Annotated in this window: 15 protein-coding genes; 7 read left to right on the forward strand and 8 right to left on the reverse strand. The window is 58.9% G+C overall.

Going from position 1 to position 18181, the window contains the following annotated elements:
* Window positions 1-116: 116 nt before the first annotated feature.
* Genes ACI7MX_RS18120 through ACI7MX_RS18150 form a run of 7 tightly spaced genes read left to right on the forward strand, consistent with a single transcriptional unit; the run spans window position 117 to window position 7100 of the window.
* On the forward strand, window positions 117-1496 hold the full coding sequence (locus tag ACI7MX_RS18120; RefSeq protein ID WP_405589782.1) for a sigma 54-interacting transcriptional regulator: 1380 nt from the start codon (window positions 117-119) through the stop codon (window positions 1494-1496).
* Window positions 1497-1548: 52 nt separating this feature from the next.
* Window positions 1549-1881 carry a flagellar hook-basal body complex protein FliE gene (locus ACI7MX_RS18125; protein WP_314483955.1) on the forward strand — a complete coding sequence of 111 codons (333 nt, stop codon included), beginning with the start codon at window positions 1549-1551 and terminating at the stop codon, window positions 1879-1881.
* Between the two features lie 20 nt (window positions 1882-1901).
* A complete protein-coding gene (gene fliF, locus ACI7MX_RS18130) occupies window positions 1902-3569 on the forward strand; it encodes a flagellar basal-body MS-ring/collar protein FliF (RefSeq protein ID WP_405589785.1) in 1668 nt (555 codons plus the stop codon).
* Window positions 3541-4596: a FliG C-terminal domain-containing protein gene (locus tag ACI7MX_RS18135; protein WP_405589740.1), complete on the forward strand. Its 1056-nt coding sequence runs from the start codon at window positions 3541-3543 to the stop codon at window positions 4594-4596. Before fliF ends, ACI7MX_RS18135 begins: the two co-directional genes overlap by 29 nt.
* 10 nt (window positions 4597-4606) lie before the next feature.
* Window positions 4607-5299 (forward strand): flagellar assembly protein FliH, encoded by a 693-nt coding sequence (fliH, locus tag ACI7MX_RS18140; RefSeq protein ID WP_405589743.1) that lies wholly within the window; start codon window positions 4607-4609, stop codon window positions 5297-5299.
* A complete protein-coding gene (fliI, locus tag ACI7MX_RS18145) occupies window positions 5296-6621 on the forward strand; it encodes a flagellar protein export ATPase FliI (protein ID WP_405589746.1) in 1326 nt (441 codons plus the stop codon). Before fliH ends, fliI begins: the two co-directional genes overlap by 4 nt.
* Before the next feature lie 26 nt (window positions 6622-6647).
* Window positions 6648-7100 (forward strand): flagellar FliJ family protein, encoded by a 453-nt coding sequence (locus tag ACI7MX_RS18150; protein ID WP_405589749.1) that lies wholly within the window; start codon window positions 6648-6650, stop codon window positions 7098-7100.
* Window positions 7101-7783: 683 nt separating this feature from the next.
* Here ACI7MX_RS18150 and ACI7MX_RS18155 read toward each other — a convergent pair.
* The 8 genes from ACI7MX_RS18155 to ACI7MX_RS18190 form a co-directional block, all read right to left on the reverse strand.
* On the reverse strand, window positions 7784-9394 hold the full coding sequence (locus ACI7MX_RS18155) for an ABC transporter ATP-binding protein (RefSeq protein WP_405589788.1): 1611 nt from the start codon (window positions 9392-9394) through the stop codon (window positions 7784-7786).
* 15 nt (window positions 9395-9409) lie between these two features.
* Window positions 9410-10432: an ABC transporter permease gene (locus ACI7MX_RS18160; protein ID WP_405589752.1), complete on the reverse strand. Its 1023-nt coding sequence runs from the start codon at window positions 10430-10432 to the stop codon at window positions 9410-9412.
* Window positions 10432-11505, reverse strand: coding sequence for a microcin C ABC transporter permease YejB (locus ACI7MX_RS18165; protein WP_405589755.1), 1074 nt, complete (start codon window positions 11503-11505; stop codon window positions 10432-10434). Before ACI7MX_RS18165 ends, ACI7MX_RS18160 begins: the two co-directional genes overlap by 1 nt.
* A gap of 1 nt (window position 11506) precedes the next feature.
* Entirely contained in the window at window positions 11507-13375 is a 1869-nt protein-coding gene (locus tag ACI7MX_RS18170; protein ID WP_405589791.1) for an extracellular solute-binding protein, read from the reverse strand.
* A 139-nt stretch (window positions 13376-13514) separates the two neighbouring features.
* Complete coding sequence (locus ACI7MX_RS18175; protein WP_405589758.1) at window positions 13515-16232, reverse strand: TonB-dependent receptor; 2718 nt, start codon at window positions 16230-16232, stop codon at window positions 13515-13517.
* A gap of 274 nt (window positions 16233-16506) precedes the next feature.
* Window positions 16507-16908, reverse strand: a complete 402-nt coding sequence (locus ACI7MX_RS18180) for a biopolymer transporter ExbD (RefSeq protein ID WP_314483939.1) — start codon at window positions 16906-16908, stop codon at window positions 16507-16509.
* Window positions 16908-17612 carry a MotA/TolQ/ExbB proton channel family protein gene (locus tag ACI7MX_RS18185; protein ID WP_314483937.1) on the reverse strand — a complete coding sequence of 235 codons (705 nt, stop codon included), beginning with the start codon at window positions 17610-17612 and terminating at the stop codon, window positions 16908-16910. The genes ACI7MX_RS18180 and ACI7MX_RS18185 overlap by 1 nt, the downstream gene beginning before the upstream one ends.
* Before the next feature lie 51 nt (window positions 17613-17663).
* A partial coding sequence (locus ACI7MX_RS18190; protein WP_405634593.1) for an energy transducer TonB occupies window positions 17664-18181 on the reverse strand: 518 nt, incomplete at its 5' end.

The following is an 18181-nucleotide window of genomic DNA, read 5'->3' on the forward strand; positions in this document are numbered from 1 at the left end:
AGTGCGGTGCAGCGCAATAAAAGTGTCATGAATCTGCCTTCGGGCATGTCTGTCAACCGCCTGAGGCAAGGCGATTTATAGAGCGGGTATTTGCGGTGAGATCAGTCAATAGTGTGTTGAGTTATTCCAGTGTTGGGCACTCTAAAACAGCGGCGAAGTCGTCGGCTGTCATTGTTGTCGGGCGCCCGGAGTGCCGTGGCTATTCAAAACTGGTTGATTGTTTGACACAGCAACAGCGAACGGTTGAGTGCCATGAAAGTTGTGCGCAACTTGGGCCGTCTTCTCTCGCAGCTGCCACGTTAGTGTTTATTGTGGTCAGCGGTTATAACCCGCAGTTATTGCACACCGATGTGGTTCATTTGATTCGTCGCGCCGCGCATATCAGTGTGATTCCTGTTGTCGAATACGCCGAGCAGGACAGGGCGGCGGCCTTGATGGACAGCGGCTGCGTCGATTACCTGTTAGCCCCGTTCTGCACGTCTCAAATAAAAGCCTTGCTGGAGCGTCAAGCCGCGTCGGCCAGTGTGCAGGACACTTTTATCTCCTGTTCCACGGCCAGTCGACGCCTGCTGGCAATGGCCCAGCGGCTGGCAGGTACGCGAGCGCCGATCCTGATCACGGGCGAAACGGGCACCGGAAAAGAGATGTTGGCGCGTTATATCCATCAGTTCTCTTCAACGGAGAGTACGCCTTTTGTGGCCGTCAATTGCGCCGCCATCCCCGAGCAAATGCTCGAATCATTGTTGTTTGGTCACGAGCGCGGAGCCTTTACCGGGGCTGTCAGCGTGCAGCCGGGCAAGTTCGAAATGGCTAATGGCGGTACGTTGCTGCTGGATGAAATCGGTGAGTTGCCGCTGGGTTTGCAAGCCAAATTGCTGCGCGTGCTCCAGGAACAGCGTGTCGAACGACTCGGTGGGCAAAAAGAAATCACCCTGGATGTACGCATCATTGCCGCCACCAACCGCGATCTGAGCGGCGAAGTGAGCGCGGGTCGGTTTCGTGCCGACCTGATGTTCCGCCTTGATGTGCTGCCCTTGCACATCACCCCGTTGCGTGAGCGCAAAGAAGACATTTTGGCCTTGGCCAGACGCTTTATTGGTCAGTACGCACCGCAGGAACATCGCGATGACCTGCTCACGGACGAGGCCTGTCAGGTGCTCTTGCAACACGACTGGCCGGGCAATGTGCGTGAGTTGGAAAACACGTTGCAACGTGCCTTGGTGTTGCGCAAAGGACTCTTCATTCAACCCCGCGACCTGGGGCTTTGCAGTCTCCAGCAAGACACCGTTGCCGTTCTGCCCGACAGCAACTTGCCCCACGGCAAAGCCGCGTTGCGTGCTACCGGTAAATGGGCTGAGTACCAACATGTGCTGGATGCCATTCGCAAGTGCGACGGCCACAAAAGCAAGGCTGCGCAGAGCCTTGGCATGACCCCGCGAGCCCTGCGTTATCGTCTGAGCGCCATGCGCGATCAGGGCGTACCGATGCCGGTTTGAGCCTGTTCATTAAATGTAACTCCCCTTGGCCATAGCGATGGAGACTTTCCTCATGACCTCAATCCAGAGTGTCCAGCAACAGATGTTGGGCCAGATGGAGCAGGCCACAAGCCTGCTGCAAAACCCCGTCATCCAACCGTCAGCCCTGTTTGATCAAGGCGCAGAAGCAGGCATTGGCCTGGCCTTCGATCAGGCGCTTAAAGCGGTCGACGCCCAGCAGCATGTGGCGAGCAAGGCGATGGCCGCGGTGGACAGCGGGCAGAGCGACAACCTCGCGGGCGCGATGATTGAAAGCCAGAAAGCGAGCGTAGCGTTCAGCGCGTTGTTGCAAGTGCGCAATAAATTGACCACGGCATTTGATGACGTGATGAGAATGCCGGTGTAACGACAATGAGTGCTGCTGACGTGCTGCAAACAATCAACGAAAAATTCAGGGCGCTGCTCGCCGGGTTCAAACTTGACCCGCGGGTTGCGTTGGGTTTGATGGCGGGTGTCGCGGCGCTGCTGGCGATCAGCGCGGTGATGTACCTGTGGCGCGATCAGGGTTCACTGCGCCCGCTCTATGGTGCTGGCGAAGCCTATCCTGCGGCACAGGTGATGCAGGTGCTGGATGCTGATCAAATCGCTTACCAGCTACACCCGCAAAGCGGCCAGATTCTGGTCCGCGACAGTGACCTTGCACGTGCACGCATGTTGCTCAGTGCCAAGGGTGTGCAGGTGGCGGTGCCGGTCGGTTACGGCCTGTTCGATAAGGACGAGCCTCTGGGCACCAGCCAGTTTGTGCAGGATGTGCGGCTCAAGCGCAGCCTGGAAGGCGAGCTGGCTCGCACCATCATGAGCCTCAAGGGGATTGATAGCGCGCGTGTTCACCTGGCGTTGCAAGAGAGCAATTCATTCGTCATCAGTCATCGTGAGCCTGCCAAGGCCTCGGTGATGGTACAGATGAACGCGGGCGCCAAACTCGGCCCTGAACAGGTGGGTGCGATTGCCCGGCTGGTGGCCAACAGCGTCCCCAGGCTTGAAGTCGCAGACGTCAGTGTGGTTGACCAGTACGGCACTCTGTTGTCCCGTGGTCTCACGGAGGGCGATACCGGGCCGCAGCAGAGCCGCCAGCAGGTCGAAGACTATCAGCAGCGGGTCACGGGCAATGCCGAACAGGTGCTGGCGCCTATTTTAGGCAATGGCAACTATCGGATCAGCGTGGCCGCCGACATTGACTTCAGCCATAAAGAAGAAACCCTTCAGGCGTTCGGTCCCACTCCGCACCTGCGCAACGAAGAGCTGCGCGATGAAAGCGTGCTCGACCAGCTGGCGCTGGGCGTGCCGGGATCGCTCAGTAATCGCCCGGTGCCGCCTTCCGGGGGCGCCGCACCTGCGGTCGGCACACCGCCGGCGACTGCCGACAAAGGCACCACCTCGCTGCGCAAGGAGTCGAACCGCAAGCTGGATTACGACCAGAGCGTCACCCACGTCAAACACTCACCCTTCAACGTGCGCAGCCAAAGCATTGCCGTGGTGCTCAATGGCAGCAGTGAAGCAGATGGCGGCTGGCCGCCTGCTGCCCGCACAGAACTGGAGGCGATGTTAAAAAGTGCGGTGGGTTTCAATGCCGCTCGCGGCGATGTCCTGACCTTGAGTGTGTTCCCTTTTGCGGCGTCGGACTTGTCTGTTGCTCCCCCCGTCTGGTGGCAGCAGGAGACGTTCCTTGAACTCGTCAAACTGGGCGTGATCGCGCTTGTCAGTCTATTGCTGCTGTTGCTGGTGGTGCGTCCGGCACTGTCGCGCTTGATGGGGCGCACGCAGGCGCAAAACGTGCTGGCTCATGACCCGCTCAAGGTGGGCAACGAGAGCGATCACCGGGCATTGCCCCCAAGCCTGGCTGCCCAGAATAGATCCGGCATGCTGGGCGAGCTGAACCCGCTGTCCGAAATTCAACTGCCAGCGGCAGGGTCGGGGCTTGAGCTACAGGTCGAACACTTGCAGATGCTGGCTGAAAATGACCCCGAACGCGTGTCGGAAGTGATCAAACAATGGATAGGTCGCAATGAAAGCAGTTTCCCCTCAGCCAACTGACGTCATGCAGGAACTGCGCGCACGTACGGTGCAGAACCGCAGCATGAGCTCACTCGAACAAGCGGCCATTCTCATGCTGAGCATGGGTGACGGCGTGTGTGCGGGGGTGCTCAAGCATTTTTCCCGCGAAGAAATTGTGATTATCAGCCAGGCGATGGCGCGCCTCAGTAATGTCAAACAACCGATGGTATCGGAAGTCATCTGTCGTTTTTTCGATGACTACAAAGAGCAAAGCAGCATCAAGGGTGCCTCGCGCAGCTACCTGTCGGGCATGCTCGGTAAAGCCTTGGGCAGTGACATCACCCGCAGCCTGCTTGACAGCATCTATGGCGAAGAAATACGCGCAAAAATGGTCAAGCTGGAATGGGTTGACCCCAAACAGTTCGCCACCCTGATCGCCAATGAACATGCGCAAATGCAGGCCGTTTTCCTGGCCTTTTTGCCGCCGGGCATGGCCAGCGAAGTGCTTGAACACATGCCGGACTGGCGCCGCGACGAGCTGTTGTATCGCATCGCCAACCTCAGCGAAATCAACAGCGATGTGATCAAGGAGCTGGAGCAACTGATCGAACGGAGCCTGTCGGTGCTGTCCACGCAAGGCTCCCAGGTGCGCGGGGTCAAGCAGGCGGCCGACATCCTTAACCGTTACAAGGGCGACCGAGAGCAGATGTTTGAACTGCTGCGTGCTCAGGACACGACGTTGGTGGAGCGCATTGAAGATGAAATGTATGACTTCTTCATTCTCTCTCGGCAAAACCAGGACGTGCTGCAAACCTTGCTCGAGGCCATCCCGTTAAGCGAATGGGTCGTAGCGCTCAAGGGGGCAGAGCCGGCCTTGGTCAAGGCGATACAAGGCGCGATGCCGCGCCGCCAGATGCAGCAGATGGAAGCCCAGAACCGCAGGCAGGGGCCGGTGCCCCGCAGCCGCGTTGAGCAAGTGCGCAAAGAGATCATGGCGATCGTCCGTGAAATGGCGACTGAAGGCGGTTTGCCTGTGCAGTTATTCCGTGAGCAAACGGTTGAGTGAGGGGTATCGCGTGTCGATCAAAGTGGTAAAAGGCGCCAGCGTTGAGTGGCGGCCGTATCGATTTTCGCCTTTGCCTGACCTTGAGGCGCAAGCGCTGATCAATGACCCGATTGCGTTTCAGCGTGCCATCGCCGAGGGTTTTCAGGAAGGCAATGAAAAAGGCTACCTGGAAGGTCTGGCCCAAGGTCGCGAGTCAGGCCATCAGCAGGGTTTCACCGCGGGCCATGAAGAGGGGCTCAAGCAAGGGTTGGCTCAAGGACAGCGAGATGGCCGTCTGGCGTTCGATCAAGCCAGTGCGCCGCTGCAAGCGACCAATAACCTGTTGCGTACCTTCATGGCCGAGTTCGAGCTCAAACGCCGTGAAGAATTGCTGGCGCTGGTGAAGAAGGTCAGTGAGCAGGTAATCCGTTGTGAGTTGACCTTGAGCCCCATGCAACTGCTGACCTTGGCCGAAGAGGCGTTGTCAGGCATGGCGCTGGAATCTGAAGACGTGCACATCCAGTTGCACCCGCAAGAGTTTGCCCGCATCAAGGATTTGGCGCCTGATCGCGCCGCCGCCTGGCGTCTGGTGGCCGATGACACCTTGGCCCTGGGCGAGTGCCGCATCGTCACCCCTCAAGCGGAGGTCGATGTGGGTTGCCAGCAACGCCTGGATGCGTGCGTTACAACCCTCAGCGAGCACCTGCACCTGATAGAGGAATGACCGTGCTCAAACGGTTCAAGCTGGACGAGGCGTTACGCTCACTGGACGCTGTGCAACTGGCCAAAGTCAGCGGCAGGCTGGTACGCATGTCGGGCATGCTGCTCGAAAGCATCGGCTGCCAGCGGGTGACGGGGCAGCGCTGCTACATCGAACAGGCCGATGGCAGCCTGCTGGATGCGCAAGTGGTGGGCTTCAACCGTGACATTACCTACTTGATGCCCTTCAAAAAGCCCTTGGGCTTGAGTTCCAGTTCGCGCGTGTTCCCGGCCCGCGATGATGCCGCCTTGCAGATTGATGAGTCCTGGCTGGGCCGGGTCCTCAACGGACTGGGCGAGCCGATCGATGAGGGGGGCAAGCTGAGCGGGCGAGATACCCTGACCACCGAACTGCCCAAGGTCAGTCCGCTCAAGCGCCAGCCGGTCACCGAGCCGTTGGACGTGGGCGTGCGCGCCATCAACGCTTTGCTGACACTGGGCAAAGGGCAGCGTGTAGGGTTGTTTGCCGGTAGCGGTGTGGGCAAGAGCGTACTGCTGGGCATGATCACCCGCCAGACCAAAGCCGATGTAGTGGTGGTCGGGTTGATTGGTGAGCGGGGGCGGGAAGTACAGGAGTTTATTCAGCATTCGCTTGGCCCTGAAGGGTTGCGCAAGGCCGTAGTGGTGGTGGCTCCGGCCAACGAGTCACCGCTCATGCGCCTCAAGGCCGCCGAGTTGTGCCACAGCATTGCGGCTTACTTTCGCGATCAGGGGCATGACGTGCTGTTGCTGGTGGACTCCCTGACACGCTATGCCATGGCTCAGCGCGAAATTGCCCTGGCACTTGGCGAGCCCCCAGCGACCAAAGGCTACCCGCCTTCAGTGTTCGGAATGCTGCCCGAACTGGTTGAAAGCGCAGGCAATGGCGAGCGCGCAACGGGCAGCTTGAGTGCGCTCTACACCGTGCTGGCCGAAGGCGATGATCATCAAGACCCGATAGTCGACTGTGCCCGGGCCATCCTCGACGGTCATATTGTGTTGTCGCGCAAGCTGGCCGATGTCGGTCACTACCCGGCCATTGATATAGCGGCTTCGGTGAGCCGCTGCATGAGCCAGATCACTGACCGAAAACACCTCAACGCCGCCCGCCAGTTCAAGGAATACGCCAGCCTGTATGACGGCATCAGGGAATTGATTCCGTTGGGCGGCTACACACCGGGAATGGACCCCAGCACGGATCGAGCGGTGAAACTGGCACCCAACCTTGAGCGTTTCTTGCGTCAGGACGTCGGCGCCAGCGCCGAATTGAAAGCCTGCATCGAAACGCTGCAAATCATTGTCAGGTAAGGCATAGGCAGAGGAGTGCGCAAGGCATGAAAGACCGCATCAGAGTGCTTAACCGGCTGGCCGGGCTGCGAGCCCTGCAAGTGCGTCAGGTGATGGGCCGGGTGACGTATCAACAAAATCTCTGCCAGCGTTATCGCAACAATATTGCCGCGCTGACCCGTCTGTGCGACGTCAACAGTTCTACCAGCACGCCCTTGCAGCGCCATAACGTGCAGCAATACAAAGCGACTTTGCACGCCATGAATAACTTGCAGGTGCGCGAGTTGAAACTGGCTGAGCAAACCCTTGATCGCATACAGCAAGAACTCTTTGCCGTGATGCGCCAGGAGAAGGTGCTGGTGCAGGTTATCGATGAAAAAATGCGTGTTTGGCAGGCATCGTTGGCCCTTCAAGAGCAGAAGATACAGGACGGTCTGGCCAGTCAGGCGTGGTGGAGGAACGCGGTAGATGTTGGACGCTGCGACACTCCCGGTGCCTGAGTCAGATTGCTATCGGCTTTTGATCTGCTTTTGCTTTTGATCTGCCGCCCCATCGGGAGGCCGAGTGGTGGTTCTGCGCAGTGGGTCGACCGGCATGGATGCCGGGAGAGCCGTGTTGGGCCATGGATGGCCCGTCACGGCGTGCCCACGGAGCGGGGCCGGAGTGAGGGACACCTGAGTGAAGCGAGGGCCGTACGCGGGGGCGGAAGCATTTTGGTTACTTTGTTATGGTCCGACACTCGGCTTTTGCAAAGTGACACGCCGTAAGGACGTAACCCGCAGAGAGCCGTGAGACATGAAATGGATATGTACGCGGTTTTTATAACGGGAGTACTGAGTACATATCCATTGGATGTGTTAATTATTTCTACGGGTTCCGCCCTTACGGCGGCTCACTTTTGTCAAACAGCCACAAAAGTAAGCAAAAAGGCCTTGCCCCTACGTACGGCTTTCGCTGCGCTCAAGTTCCCTCGCTCCGGTTCCGCTCCGTGGGCACGCCGTGACGGGCCATCCATGGCCCAACACGGCTCTCCCGGCATCCATGCCGGTCGACCCACTACGCAGAACCTCTACTCGGCCTCCCGACGGGGCGATAGATCAAGATCAAAATCAAAAGCAAGGCAAGAGCAAGGCTAGAGCAAGAGCAAGAGCAAGAGCACTGCACTTGCACCTGCGTTATGCCGTTATGCCAATACGGCGTCTACCGCCCGTTCTGGCGCTTTCAAACTGCTGGCTTGCAACAATTCCCGCGTATAGGGATGTTGCGGATCGGCAAAGATCGAATGCGCATCCCCTTGCTCCACCACTTTGCCATCCTTGATCACAATCATGTCGTGCGCCAGTGCATGCACCACGGCCAGGTCATGGCTGATAAACAGGTACGTCAGGCCATGCCGGGCTTGCAGGTCTCGCAGCAGGTCAACCACTTGTTTCTGTACCGTGCGGTCAAGCGCCGAGGTGGGTTCGTCCAGCAAGATCAACGCCGGTTCCATGATCAACGCACGGGCGATTGAGATCCGTTGGCGCTGGCCTCCGGAAAATTCGTGGGGGTAGCGATGGCGACTCTCCGGGTCGAGCCCCACTTCCTGCAAGACACGAATCACCGCCGCCTCGCGTTCTTGCACGGTGCCTATACCGTGGGCCAGTAATCCCTCACTGATGATTTGCTGCACAGACATGCGCGGGCTGAGGCTGCCGAACGGGTCTTGAAAGACCACCTGCATTTGCCTGCGCAAAGGGCGCAGCAGGTTCTGGTTGAGCAGGTTCAGGTGTTTGTTGGCGAAGCGAATGTCGCCCTCGCTGTCCACCAGCCGCAATATCGCTTGACCCAAGGTGGATTTGCCTGAGCCAGACTCCCCGACGATGCCAAGGGTGCGGCCTTTTTTTAGTTCAAAACTGACCCCGTCTACCGCTTTGATGTACTGCCGCTCACGGCTGAACAAAGGCTTGGGCAACGGGAACCAGACTTTGAGGTTGTCGACTTCCAGCAGGTTATGCCGGTATTCGCTGTTGACCGGATGACCGCTGGGTTCGGCTTCGATGAGCATGCGGCTGTAGGGGTGCTTTGGCTCTCGGAACAAATTCTGGCAACTGGCTTGCTCGACAATTTCGCCGCCACGCATCACGCACACGCGCTGGGCGATTTTACGCACTAGATTAAGGTCATGGCTGATCAGCAGTAACGACATGCCCAAACGCTGTTGCAGGTCGATCAACAGTTCAAGAATTTTCTGTTGCACGGTCACGTCCAGCGCCGTGGTCGGTTCGTCGGCGATTAACAGTTCCGGCTCGTTAGCCAGCGCCATGGCAATCATCACCCGTTGTCGCTGCCCGCCGGACAGTTGATGCGGGTAGGCGTTGAGGCGTTGTTGCGGGTCTCGTATGCCGACCAGTTCCAGCAGTTCAAGTGTGCGGGCGCGAGCAGCGCGGTTTTTCAACCCTTTGTGGGTGATGAGAATTTCGCTGATCTGTTTTTGCACGGTGTGCAGCGGGTTGAGCGAGGTCATCGGTTCTTGAAAAATCATCGCGATCCGGTTGCCGCGCAAGCTGCGCAATTGGCTGTCGCTGGCCGTCACCAGATCCATTGCGTCATAGCGGATGCTGCCTTGGGTCTGCACGTCCTTGCCGGGCAGCAGGCGCAGGATTGAGTGCGCGGTCACTGACTTGCCGGAACCCGACTCGCCCACCAGCGCCAGGCACTCGCCGCGACGGATGTCGAGGTTGATGCCGTGAACCACTTCCTTGCCGCCAAAACCAACCCGCAGGTCGCGTATTTCAATCAGGTTTTCGCTCATTTCAGTGCTCATTATTCAAGTCCGGGGGTCGAAGGCATCGCGGCAGGCTTCGCCGATAAATACCAGAAGCGACAGGATCAATGCCAACGCACAAAACGCGGTAAGACCCAACCAGGGCGCTTGCAGGTTGCGCTTGGCCTGACCGATCAGTTCGCCCAGCGAGGCGGTACCCGGTGGCATGCCGAAACCCAGGAAGTCCAGGGCGGTGAGGGTGGCGATGGCGCCAGTCAGAATAAAGGGCAGGTAGGTCAGGGTGGAGGTCATGGCGTTGGGCAGAATGTGTCGGCGCATCAGTGCACCGTCGGTCAAGCCCAGGGCCCGCGCTGCTTTGACGTATTCCAGACTGCGGCCACGCAAGAATTCAGCGCGCACCACGTCCACCAGCGCCAGCCAGCTGAAAAGCGCCATGATCCCCAGCAACCACCAGAAACTCGGCGCGACAAAGCCTGACAGGATGATCAGCAGGTACAGCACCGGCAAACCGGCCCAGATTTCCTGCACCCGTTGCCCAAACAGGTCGACCAGCCCACCGTAGAAACCTTGAAGCGCGCCAGCAGTAATGCCCACCAAGGCGCTGATGGCGGTCAGGATCAAGGCAAACAGGATGGAAATGCGCGCACCGAATATCACCCGGGCCAGCACGTCCCTGGCCTGATCGTCGGTCCCCAGCCAGTTACTGGCGCTGGGCGGGCTGGGCGCGGGTTGCGTGAGGTCGTAGTTGACGGTGTCGTAGCTGAACGGGATGGGGGCGAAGAGCATCCAGCCGCCCTGCTCGGTAATCAGCTTACGCACGTACTCGCTGCTGTAGTCGGGCTCAAAGGGAAGCTCGCCGCCAAAGTCGGTTTCGACGTAGTTAGAAATGAGCGGGAAGTACCAGTGGTGTTTGTAGTGAACCACCAGCGGTTTGTCATTGGCGATCAGTTCGCCGCCCAGGCACACCACAAACAATGCCACGAAGATCCATAACGACCACCAGCCGCGGCGGTTGGCCTTGAAGTGGTTGAGGCGGCGTCGGCCCAGAGGAGAGAGGGTAAACATCAGGCAGTCCTCGCCGAGAAATCAATACGGGGATCGAGCAGCGTGTAGCACAGGTCGCCAATCAGCTTGATCAACAGACCGAACAGGGTGAACAGAAACAGGGTACCGAACACCACCGGGTAGTCACGTGACACGGCGGCTTCGTAGCTCATGCGGCCAATACCGTCGAGGTTGAAGATGGTTTCGATCAGCAAGGAACCGGCAAAGAACACTTCAATCAGGGCCTGGGGTATCCCAGCGACTACCAGCAGCATGGCGTTGCGCATCACGTGGCCGTACAGCACACGGCGTTCGGTCAGGCCCTTGGCTCGGGCAGTGACCACGTATTGGCGGCTGATTTCGTTGAGGAAGCTGTTTTTGGTGAGGATGGTCAGCGTGGCAAACCCACCAATCACCAGCGCTGAAACGGGCAGCACCATGTGCCACAGGTAGTCGCCAATCTTGCCGAAAAAACTCAGGCTGTCGAAGTTTTCGGAGACCATGCCCTGCACCGGAAACCAACTGACGTAACTGCCGCCTGCAAACACCACGATCAGCAAAATGGCAAACAGGAACGCTGGCATGGCGTAGCCGATGATAATCGCGGTGCTGGTCCAGACATCGAACGCACTGCCGTTGTGGATGGCTTTGCGGATGCCCAGAGGGATTGAAATCAGGTAGGTGATCAGGGTGGCCCATAATCCCAGCGAGATGGACACCGGCAACTTTTGCAGGATCAGGTCGGTGACCTTGGCACCGCGAAAGAAGCTGGTGCCGAAGTCCAGTTGCGCGTAGTTCTTGAGCATCAGCCATAGACGCTTATGCATGGGTTTGTCGAAGCCGTAGTGCTTGGTGATTTCTTCAATCAATGCCGGGTCAAGGCCACGGCTGCTGCGGCTGACGCCGCTGCTGCTGCTGGCACCCATGTCGCGAGAGCCACCGCCCGCCGTGGCGCCGCTAAAGCCCTGCAAACGCGCAATGGCTTGTTCCACCGGGCCGCCGGGCGCGGCCTGCACGATCAGAAAGTTGACCACCAGAATGCACAGCAAGGTGGGGATGATCAGCAGTAAACGTCGACTGATGTAATGCAGCATGTCAATGAGCCTCCAACGTTGCACCGCTCACCGCGGCGTTGGTTTGCGCGGTTTTGCTGACTTCCCACCAGGTGTCCAGTCCCTCATCGAACTTGGGGCCAGAGGGCGGCATGCCGAAACGGTTCTGGTAAACGGTCGGGGTGCCGACCGAGTAGTAATTGGGAATCATGTAGTAGCCCCATTGCAGGACGCGGTCGAGGGCCCGCGCGTAATGCACCATGTCATCACGGCTGTTGGCCTGCACCAGCCCGTCAATCAGGCTGTCCACCGCCGGGTCGCGCAATACAAAGGCGTTGGAGGCACCCACTTGGGTGGCGCTGCGCGAGCCGTACATGTCATACATTTCACGCCCCGGCGAGACGATAGGCTGACCGTTGCGAGGGAAGCCGACCACGATCATGTCGTAGTCGCGGGCGTTAAGGCGGTTGATGTATTGGGCCGAGTCGATCTTGCGGATGTCCATCGTGATGCCGATCTGGGACAAGGTGCGCTTATACGGCAGGATCATGCGGTCAAAGCCGCCCTGACCGTCGAGGAAGGTGAAGCGCAGTGGCTCGCCCTGTGCGTTGATCAGCGTGTTGTTATGGGCCGTCCAGCCGGCTTCTTTGAGCAGGGCCAGCGCTTGCAGCTGTTTGTCACGGATATAGCCGCTGCCATCGGTTTTGGGCGCGGCATAGACTTGGGTGAAAACTTCATCCGGGACTTTGCCGCGCAACGGTTCGAGGATCTGCAATTCACGGGCATCGGGCAGGGCGGTGGCGGCCATTTCGCTCTTCGGCCAGTAGCTCTGCTGGCGCACATAAAAATTGCGCATCATCTGTTTGTTGGTCCACTCGAAATCCCACAGCAGGCTGAGCGCCTGGCGCACTCGGCGGTCCTGGAAAAAAGGATTTTGCAAATTAAAGGCGAAGCCTTGAGCTGCACCCGGTTTATCTTTGGCAAAGATGCCTTTTTGCAGGCGACCATCTTTTAGCGAGGGGCTTTCATAGCCGATGCTGAAACCGGTGGCCGAGAATTCGCGGTTGTAATCAAAGGCACCGGCCTTGAGCAGTTCGCGGGCCACGTCGGTGTCGGAGTAGAAATTCACGCTCAGGCGGTCAAAGTTGTACAGGCCCTTGCTCACCGGCAAGTCTTTGCCCCACCAGTTTTTGTTGCGTTCAAAGGTGATGCTGCGCCCCGGATCGACCCGTGACACGGCATACGGGCCACTGCCCAGCGGCGCCTCAAAGCCGCCGCCATTACTGAAGTCACGGCTCTGCCACCAGTGTTGCGGCAGAATTCGCATGCTCGCAAGGTCCAGCGCCAATGTACGGTTTTGGTCGCTCTTGAAGTCGAAGCGCACTTGCAACGGGCCTTCAATGACCACGTCTTTGACCTCGCCATAGAGCATGCGATAGCTCAGGCTGCCTTTGGTCATGAGGGTGTTGTAGGTAAAAGCGACGTCTTGCGCGGTGATGGGGGTGTCGTCGGCAAAACGGGCGTTGGGGTTTAGGTAAAAACGCACCCAGAGGCCGTCAGGATCGCGCTCCATCGTTTGCGCCACCAACCCGTAGACGGTGTAAGGCTCATCCAGTGAGCGGAACGCCAGAGGCGAATACACCCACTGATCGATCCCCGCGACACCGGTACCTTGATCCACATAAGGGCTGATGTAGTTGTATTGGCCGATTTCCATGGACGAACGAGTCAATGAGCCGCCTTTGGGCGCTTGTGGATTGACGTAGTCGAAGTGCTGGAAATTGGCTGGATATTTGGGCGCTTCGCCATAGACCGTCATGGCCTGGCTGGGCGCAGCATTAGCGCTCAGGCACACGCATGACAGCACGGGTACCCACAGAGAGCGGAGCAGGGGCAGGAAAAATGCAGACATCATGGGGCTTCCTTGTACCGCGTGTTGAACCGTTGACTGCCTGGAAAAATCCCCGCCGCAGTGCGCGTTAAACAGCGGCAGGGTCGCGATTTCGCAGTTAAACCGGTGCTGGCAGGAGTGTGCCAGCACCGGTGCTCACTCAGAAATGGTAAGTGGCACGGGCGAAGAAAGTACGGCCCATTGGATCGGCATAACGTGGATCGTATCCGGTCTGGAAGTTGTAGGTTTGATTGGTGAACGGCGGGTTGCGGTCAAACATGTTTTTGATCCCCACGTCCAGGTCCACGGTTTTGTCGAACGTGTAACCGCCCGAGATGTCCCACAGCGTGTAAGACGCTACACGGGAGTGAGTCTCGGTGTCGTAGTCGTCATAACCGCTGGTGAAGCGGTTGACCAACGAGGCACGGTACGCGCCCAGGTTCCAGGTACCGCTCAGTACGTGCTTCCAGCGTGAAATTACGCCCGTGCCTTCAAACGCATCGGCGCGGTCGGTGTACGAACCACCAATGGTGGTCTGGTAGTCGTAGCGCGAGACATACGTGCCCTGCAGGCCCAAGCCGAACTGGCCGTAAGGGGTGTTGGGGAATTTGTAGTCCATTGACACGTCGACACCGCTGGTTTTAACCGCACCCAGGTTGGACAGGCCGGTCTGCACGTAGGCCAGCGAACCATCGGCGTTGCGCACAAAGCGGTCGGCGTACGCACCTGCCTCGTCGAATACGGTGGACTCAGGGAACTCCTCAATCTGGTTGGCGATATGAATCCACCAGAAATCAAGCCCCACCGACAGGTTGCGCACAGGCTGATAGACAAAGCCTACGGTCACGTTACGGGCTTTTTCGGGTGACAGTTGGGTGTTGCCGCCTGTGCGGTTGAGAAATTGCTGGCCGCAGTCGCGTCCGGCGTTGCCGCCGGGCTGTACGACACCGCCTGCGCACAGTACCGGGTCGTTGTAGCTGCCTTGGGTGTAAGTGGTGTAGGGCGTGTTGTACAGCTCGTAGAGTGACGGTGCGCGAAACCCTTCACTGTAGGCGCCGCGCACCACCAGCTCCTTAACAGGCTGATAGCGGAACGAGTATTTCGGGTTGGTGGTACTGCCGAAGTCGCTGTATTTGTCGTGGCGCACGGCGGCAGACAGTTCGAGGCTGTCGAGCACTGGCACGTTCAGTTCGGTGTAGACCGCCTTGACGGTGCGATCGCCCTGAACACTGGCGTCCGAGGTGACGCCCAGGCTGCCGACGTCGTCGAGAAAAGGCTCGTAGTTCTGGTGGAACTTCTCCTGACGGAATTCGCCACCGATGGCCAGGCCTGAAGGCCCTGCGCCGAACCAGTCGCCGATTTCACGGCTCATGCGCCCGTCCAGGCCCGTCACTCGGCCCACGGAAGAGGAGTACTGGCCGTGGTAACGGCTGGAATCGATCAACGCCTGCCCGGCAGCCGTTTGCGGGCCGAACGGGTTGATGATGCCGTCAGCGATGCCGTCGATCATGGCGGCGTCACTGATATAGCCGTTGGAGAGGCTGGAAACGACTTTGTTCTGGTTATAAGACGCGCCGACGTTGTAATCCCAACCCTTGGCCACACCGTCGAAGCTCAGCACCAGACGCTGGCTGGTGTTCTGGTCTTTGGATTGGCGGGCGCCGGCAGCGGTTTCGCGCCAGTTCAGATCAATCGGTTGGGTCGGATCGAAACCGGGGATGGTAGAGCCGGGGGTCACACCATTGCCGGGGTAGTAGGGCGATGTCGGGTCCATGGTCAATCCGGTCAGGGGCGCAGGGCCGACTGACGTGGCATTGTTGTTGCGCGCAAAGAAGTACTCGAGGTTGACGTTGTCTTTGTCGGTAATTTTGCCGGTGGCTCGACCAAAGAATGAGGTTTTTTCGGTCTCGGGAATCAAGTCGATGTAGTCCCGCGTGCTGAAGCGGCACACGCCTTGACGCGACACCAGGCCCGGCCCGTCGCAGTTGCTGCCCGCCAGTGGATTGGTGTTGACGCCGTTCTGGCCGTAGTTGGCCGGGAACGCAGTGCCGGAGGTTCCGTCCAGGCCACGGCCGGGGTCATAGGCGCTGGTAAAGGTGCGGTCCTTGGCCCGCAAGCTGTCCTGCTTGTTGTAACCCACCACGCCCATGATGTTGAAGCGGTCTTTCTCCAGGTCGCCATAACCCCAGCTGGCGTTGAGGTCGTGGCTGCTGCCACCCCCGCTGGCGTCCGCACCTTCACCGCCCAGCGACAGCGTACCGTCAGTCATCGATTTTTTTGTGATGAAGTTGATCACGCCGCCAATGGCGTCGGTGCCATACAGTGCCGAGGCGCCGTCGCGCAGCACTTCGACGCGGTCAATGGCCGCGAAGGGGATGGTGTTCAAGTCAACCGCTGAACCGTCGATGGCGTTGTTGCCCAGTCGCCGCCCGTTAAGCAGGACCAGGGTTTTGTTGGCCCCGATGCCGCGCATGTCGGCAAAACTGGCGCCGCCGGTTGAGCTGCCTACCGAGCTGGCGGCGTTTTGCAGGCTTTGGTTACCGGTGACGCGCTGCATGATTTCGGCGGTGGTGGTCACACCTTCATTGCGCAATTGCTCGACGCGCAGAATGGTGATGGGCACCGCGGTCTCGGCATCAACCCGGCGAATGGCCGAGCCAGTCACTTCGACGCGATCCAGTTGCGTGGTAACAGGTGCGGCAACCGCGTCTGCGCTCACGGCGACGGCGCTGGATGAGCCCTCAGCGTCTGTGGCTTCCGCAGCCTGTAACTGACCTGCGCTTATCCCCAGCGCCATGACGTACAGAGGCACGAATCGATGCCGTTGCAAGCTGGCAACGAGGGGCTTGAGGGTAAAACCTGAACGCTTCATCTGCATGGTTACTTCCGACTTTTTTAGACGTTTATTGGAATGGCCTTATTGGCCCTCATGACTCCAGATGGGTTGTGTCGACCCGGCAAAACACTTTCTTCAAGCAAGCCGCTCCCCTGCATGGGCTAAATGCCCTTGCGCGGCATGTGCATCGTGTGGCGTTAAAAACCCCTCACCCCAGCCCTCTCCCAAAGGGAGAGGGGGTTGATAAGTGGCGTTGCGCCAATAGGTTTTTGCCTTTAGCTCCCTCTCCCTCTGGGAGAGGGTTGGGGTGAGGGCTTCATTTGGCGGTCATCACGGAAATCTTGCTGATCCCCGAGCGCTCAATGGAAGCCATGGCCTTGGCCACCTGGCCGTAATTGACCCCTTCATCCGCCTGCAACTGCACGCGTACTTCCGGGTCCTTGGCTTTCACTTCCTGAAGGCTTTTTTCCAGCAGTTCAGGAGCCACTTCGTTCTTGGCCAAAAAGAACTTGCCGTCCTGATCAACACTGACCACTACCGGGTCTTTCTTTTGCTCCGACACCACGGCGTCAGTCTTGGGCAGGTTGATCTTGATGGCGTTGGTCATCATCGGCGTGGTGACGATAAACACCACCAGCAGCACCAGCATTACGTCCACCAGCGGTGTGACGTTCATTTCACTGAGGACTTCGTCGTTGTCCTGGGTTGAGAAAGACATCAGCTCGCCTCCCGCACAGCGGTGCGCTTATTGGAAATGGCCTGGCGGTCGATGGCGAACGCGCTGCGCTGGGCGAGGGCGTCGAAGTCGTGGGCGAAGTCGTCCATATTGGCCGAGGCCAGTTTCAGACGGCGCAGGAAGAAGTTGTAAATCAGCACCGCCGGTACGGCGACGGCAATCCCCACACCGGTGGCGATCAGGGCATGACCGATAGGGCCGGCCACGGTTTCAAGACTGGCAGATCCGCTGACACCGATACTTTGCAGAGCTTCCATGATGCCCCACACCGTGCCGAACAGACCGATGAAGGGCGCGGTGCTGCCGATACTGGCGAGAATGGCCTGACCGCTCTCCAACGAACGACGCTCCTTCTGAATCTGCTGGCGCAGGTTGCGTTCCAGACGGTCGGAGCGGTTGATGGTGTGCGCCAGTTGTTGGGTATTGCGCGGTGTGTCATCGACGATCATGGCTTCAAAGCCACTGTTGGCAATGCGCGCTAAAGCGCCTGGGTACTGGCTGGCGTGTTCCGCGGCAGTGAGCAGGTCGGGAGCGGCCCAGAAGGCTTTGCTGAATTGGTTATTCTGCGATTTCTGACGCAGGTATTGCGATGACTTGATGAGCAACAAAGCCCAGCTCATCACCGAAAACAGCACCAGTGCCCACAGCACCCCAGGGACAATCATTGAAGACAGAGACTCGTTCATGGCTACACCTCGCACAGTGTCTAACTAAGTAAGTGTCGGTAACCGACAGGGTTATTCCGGTAATTTGAAAGCGATGGTCTGGGTGGCAAAACCTTCTATGGGTGTGTCGCCGCGTTTGGCCGGCACAAACTTCCAATTGCGAACCGCTTCTACAGCCGCGTCATCCAACGCTTGCTTGCCGCTGGACTTGGTCACTTCCACAGTGCCAGCGCGGCCGTTGGGCAACACTTTGATGCGCAACACCACGGTGCCTTCCCAACTGCGGCGCAAAGCCAGAGACGGATATTCCGGTGGCGGATTACCCAGACTCGCCAACCCGGATACCGCAGCGGTTTCTTTGACCGGGCCGGGTGCTGCGGCGGGCGCTGGTGGGGCGGTTGGCGCCGTCGGTGCTGCAGGTGCGGCCGGGGCAGGTGGTGCAGGTTTGACCGGCTGCGGCTTTTGCACCGGTTTAGGCTTGACCACCGGCTTAGGTTTTTCGATGGGCTTGGGTTTCTCCACCGGCTTGGGCGGTTCCTTGACCGCATCCTCATCCACCTCCGGTGTTTCGGGTTCGGGCGGTGGTGGGG

The organism is Pseudomonas sp. 2024-210 (assembly GCF_045062345.1).
In the GTDB taxonomy this organism is placed as follows: Bacteria; Pseudomonadota; Gammaproteobacteria; order Pseudomonadales; family Pseudomonadaceae; genus Aquipseudomonas.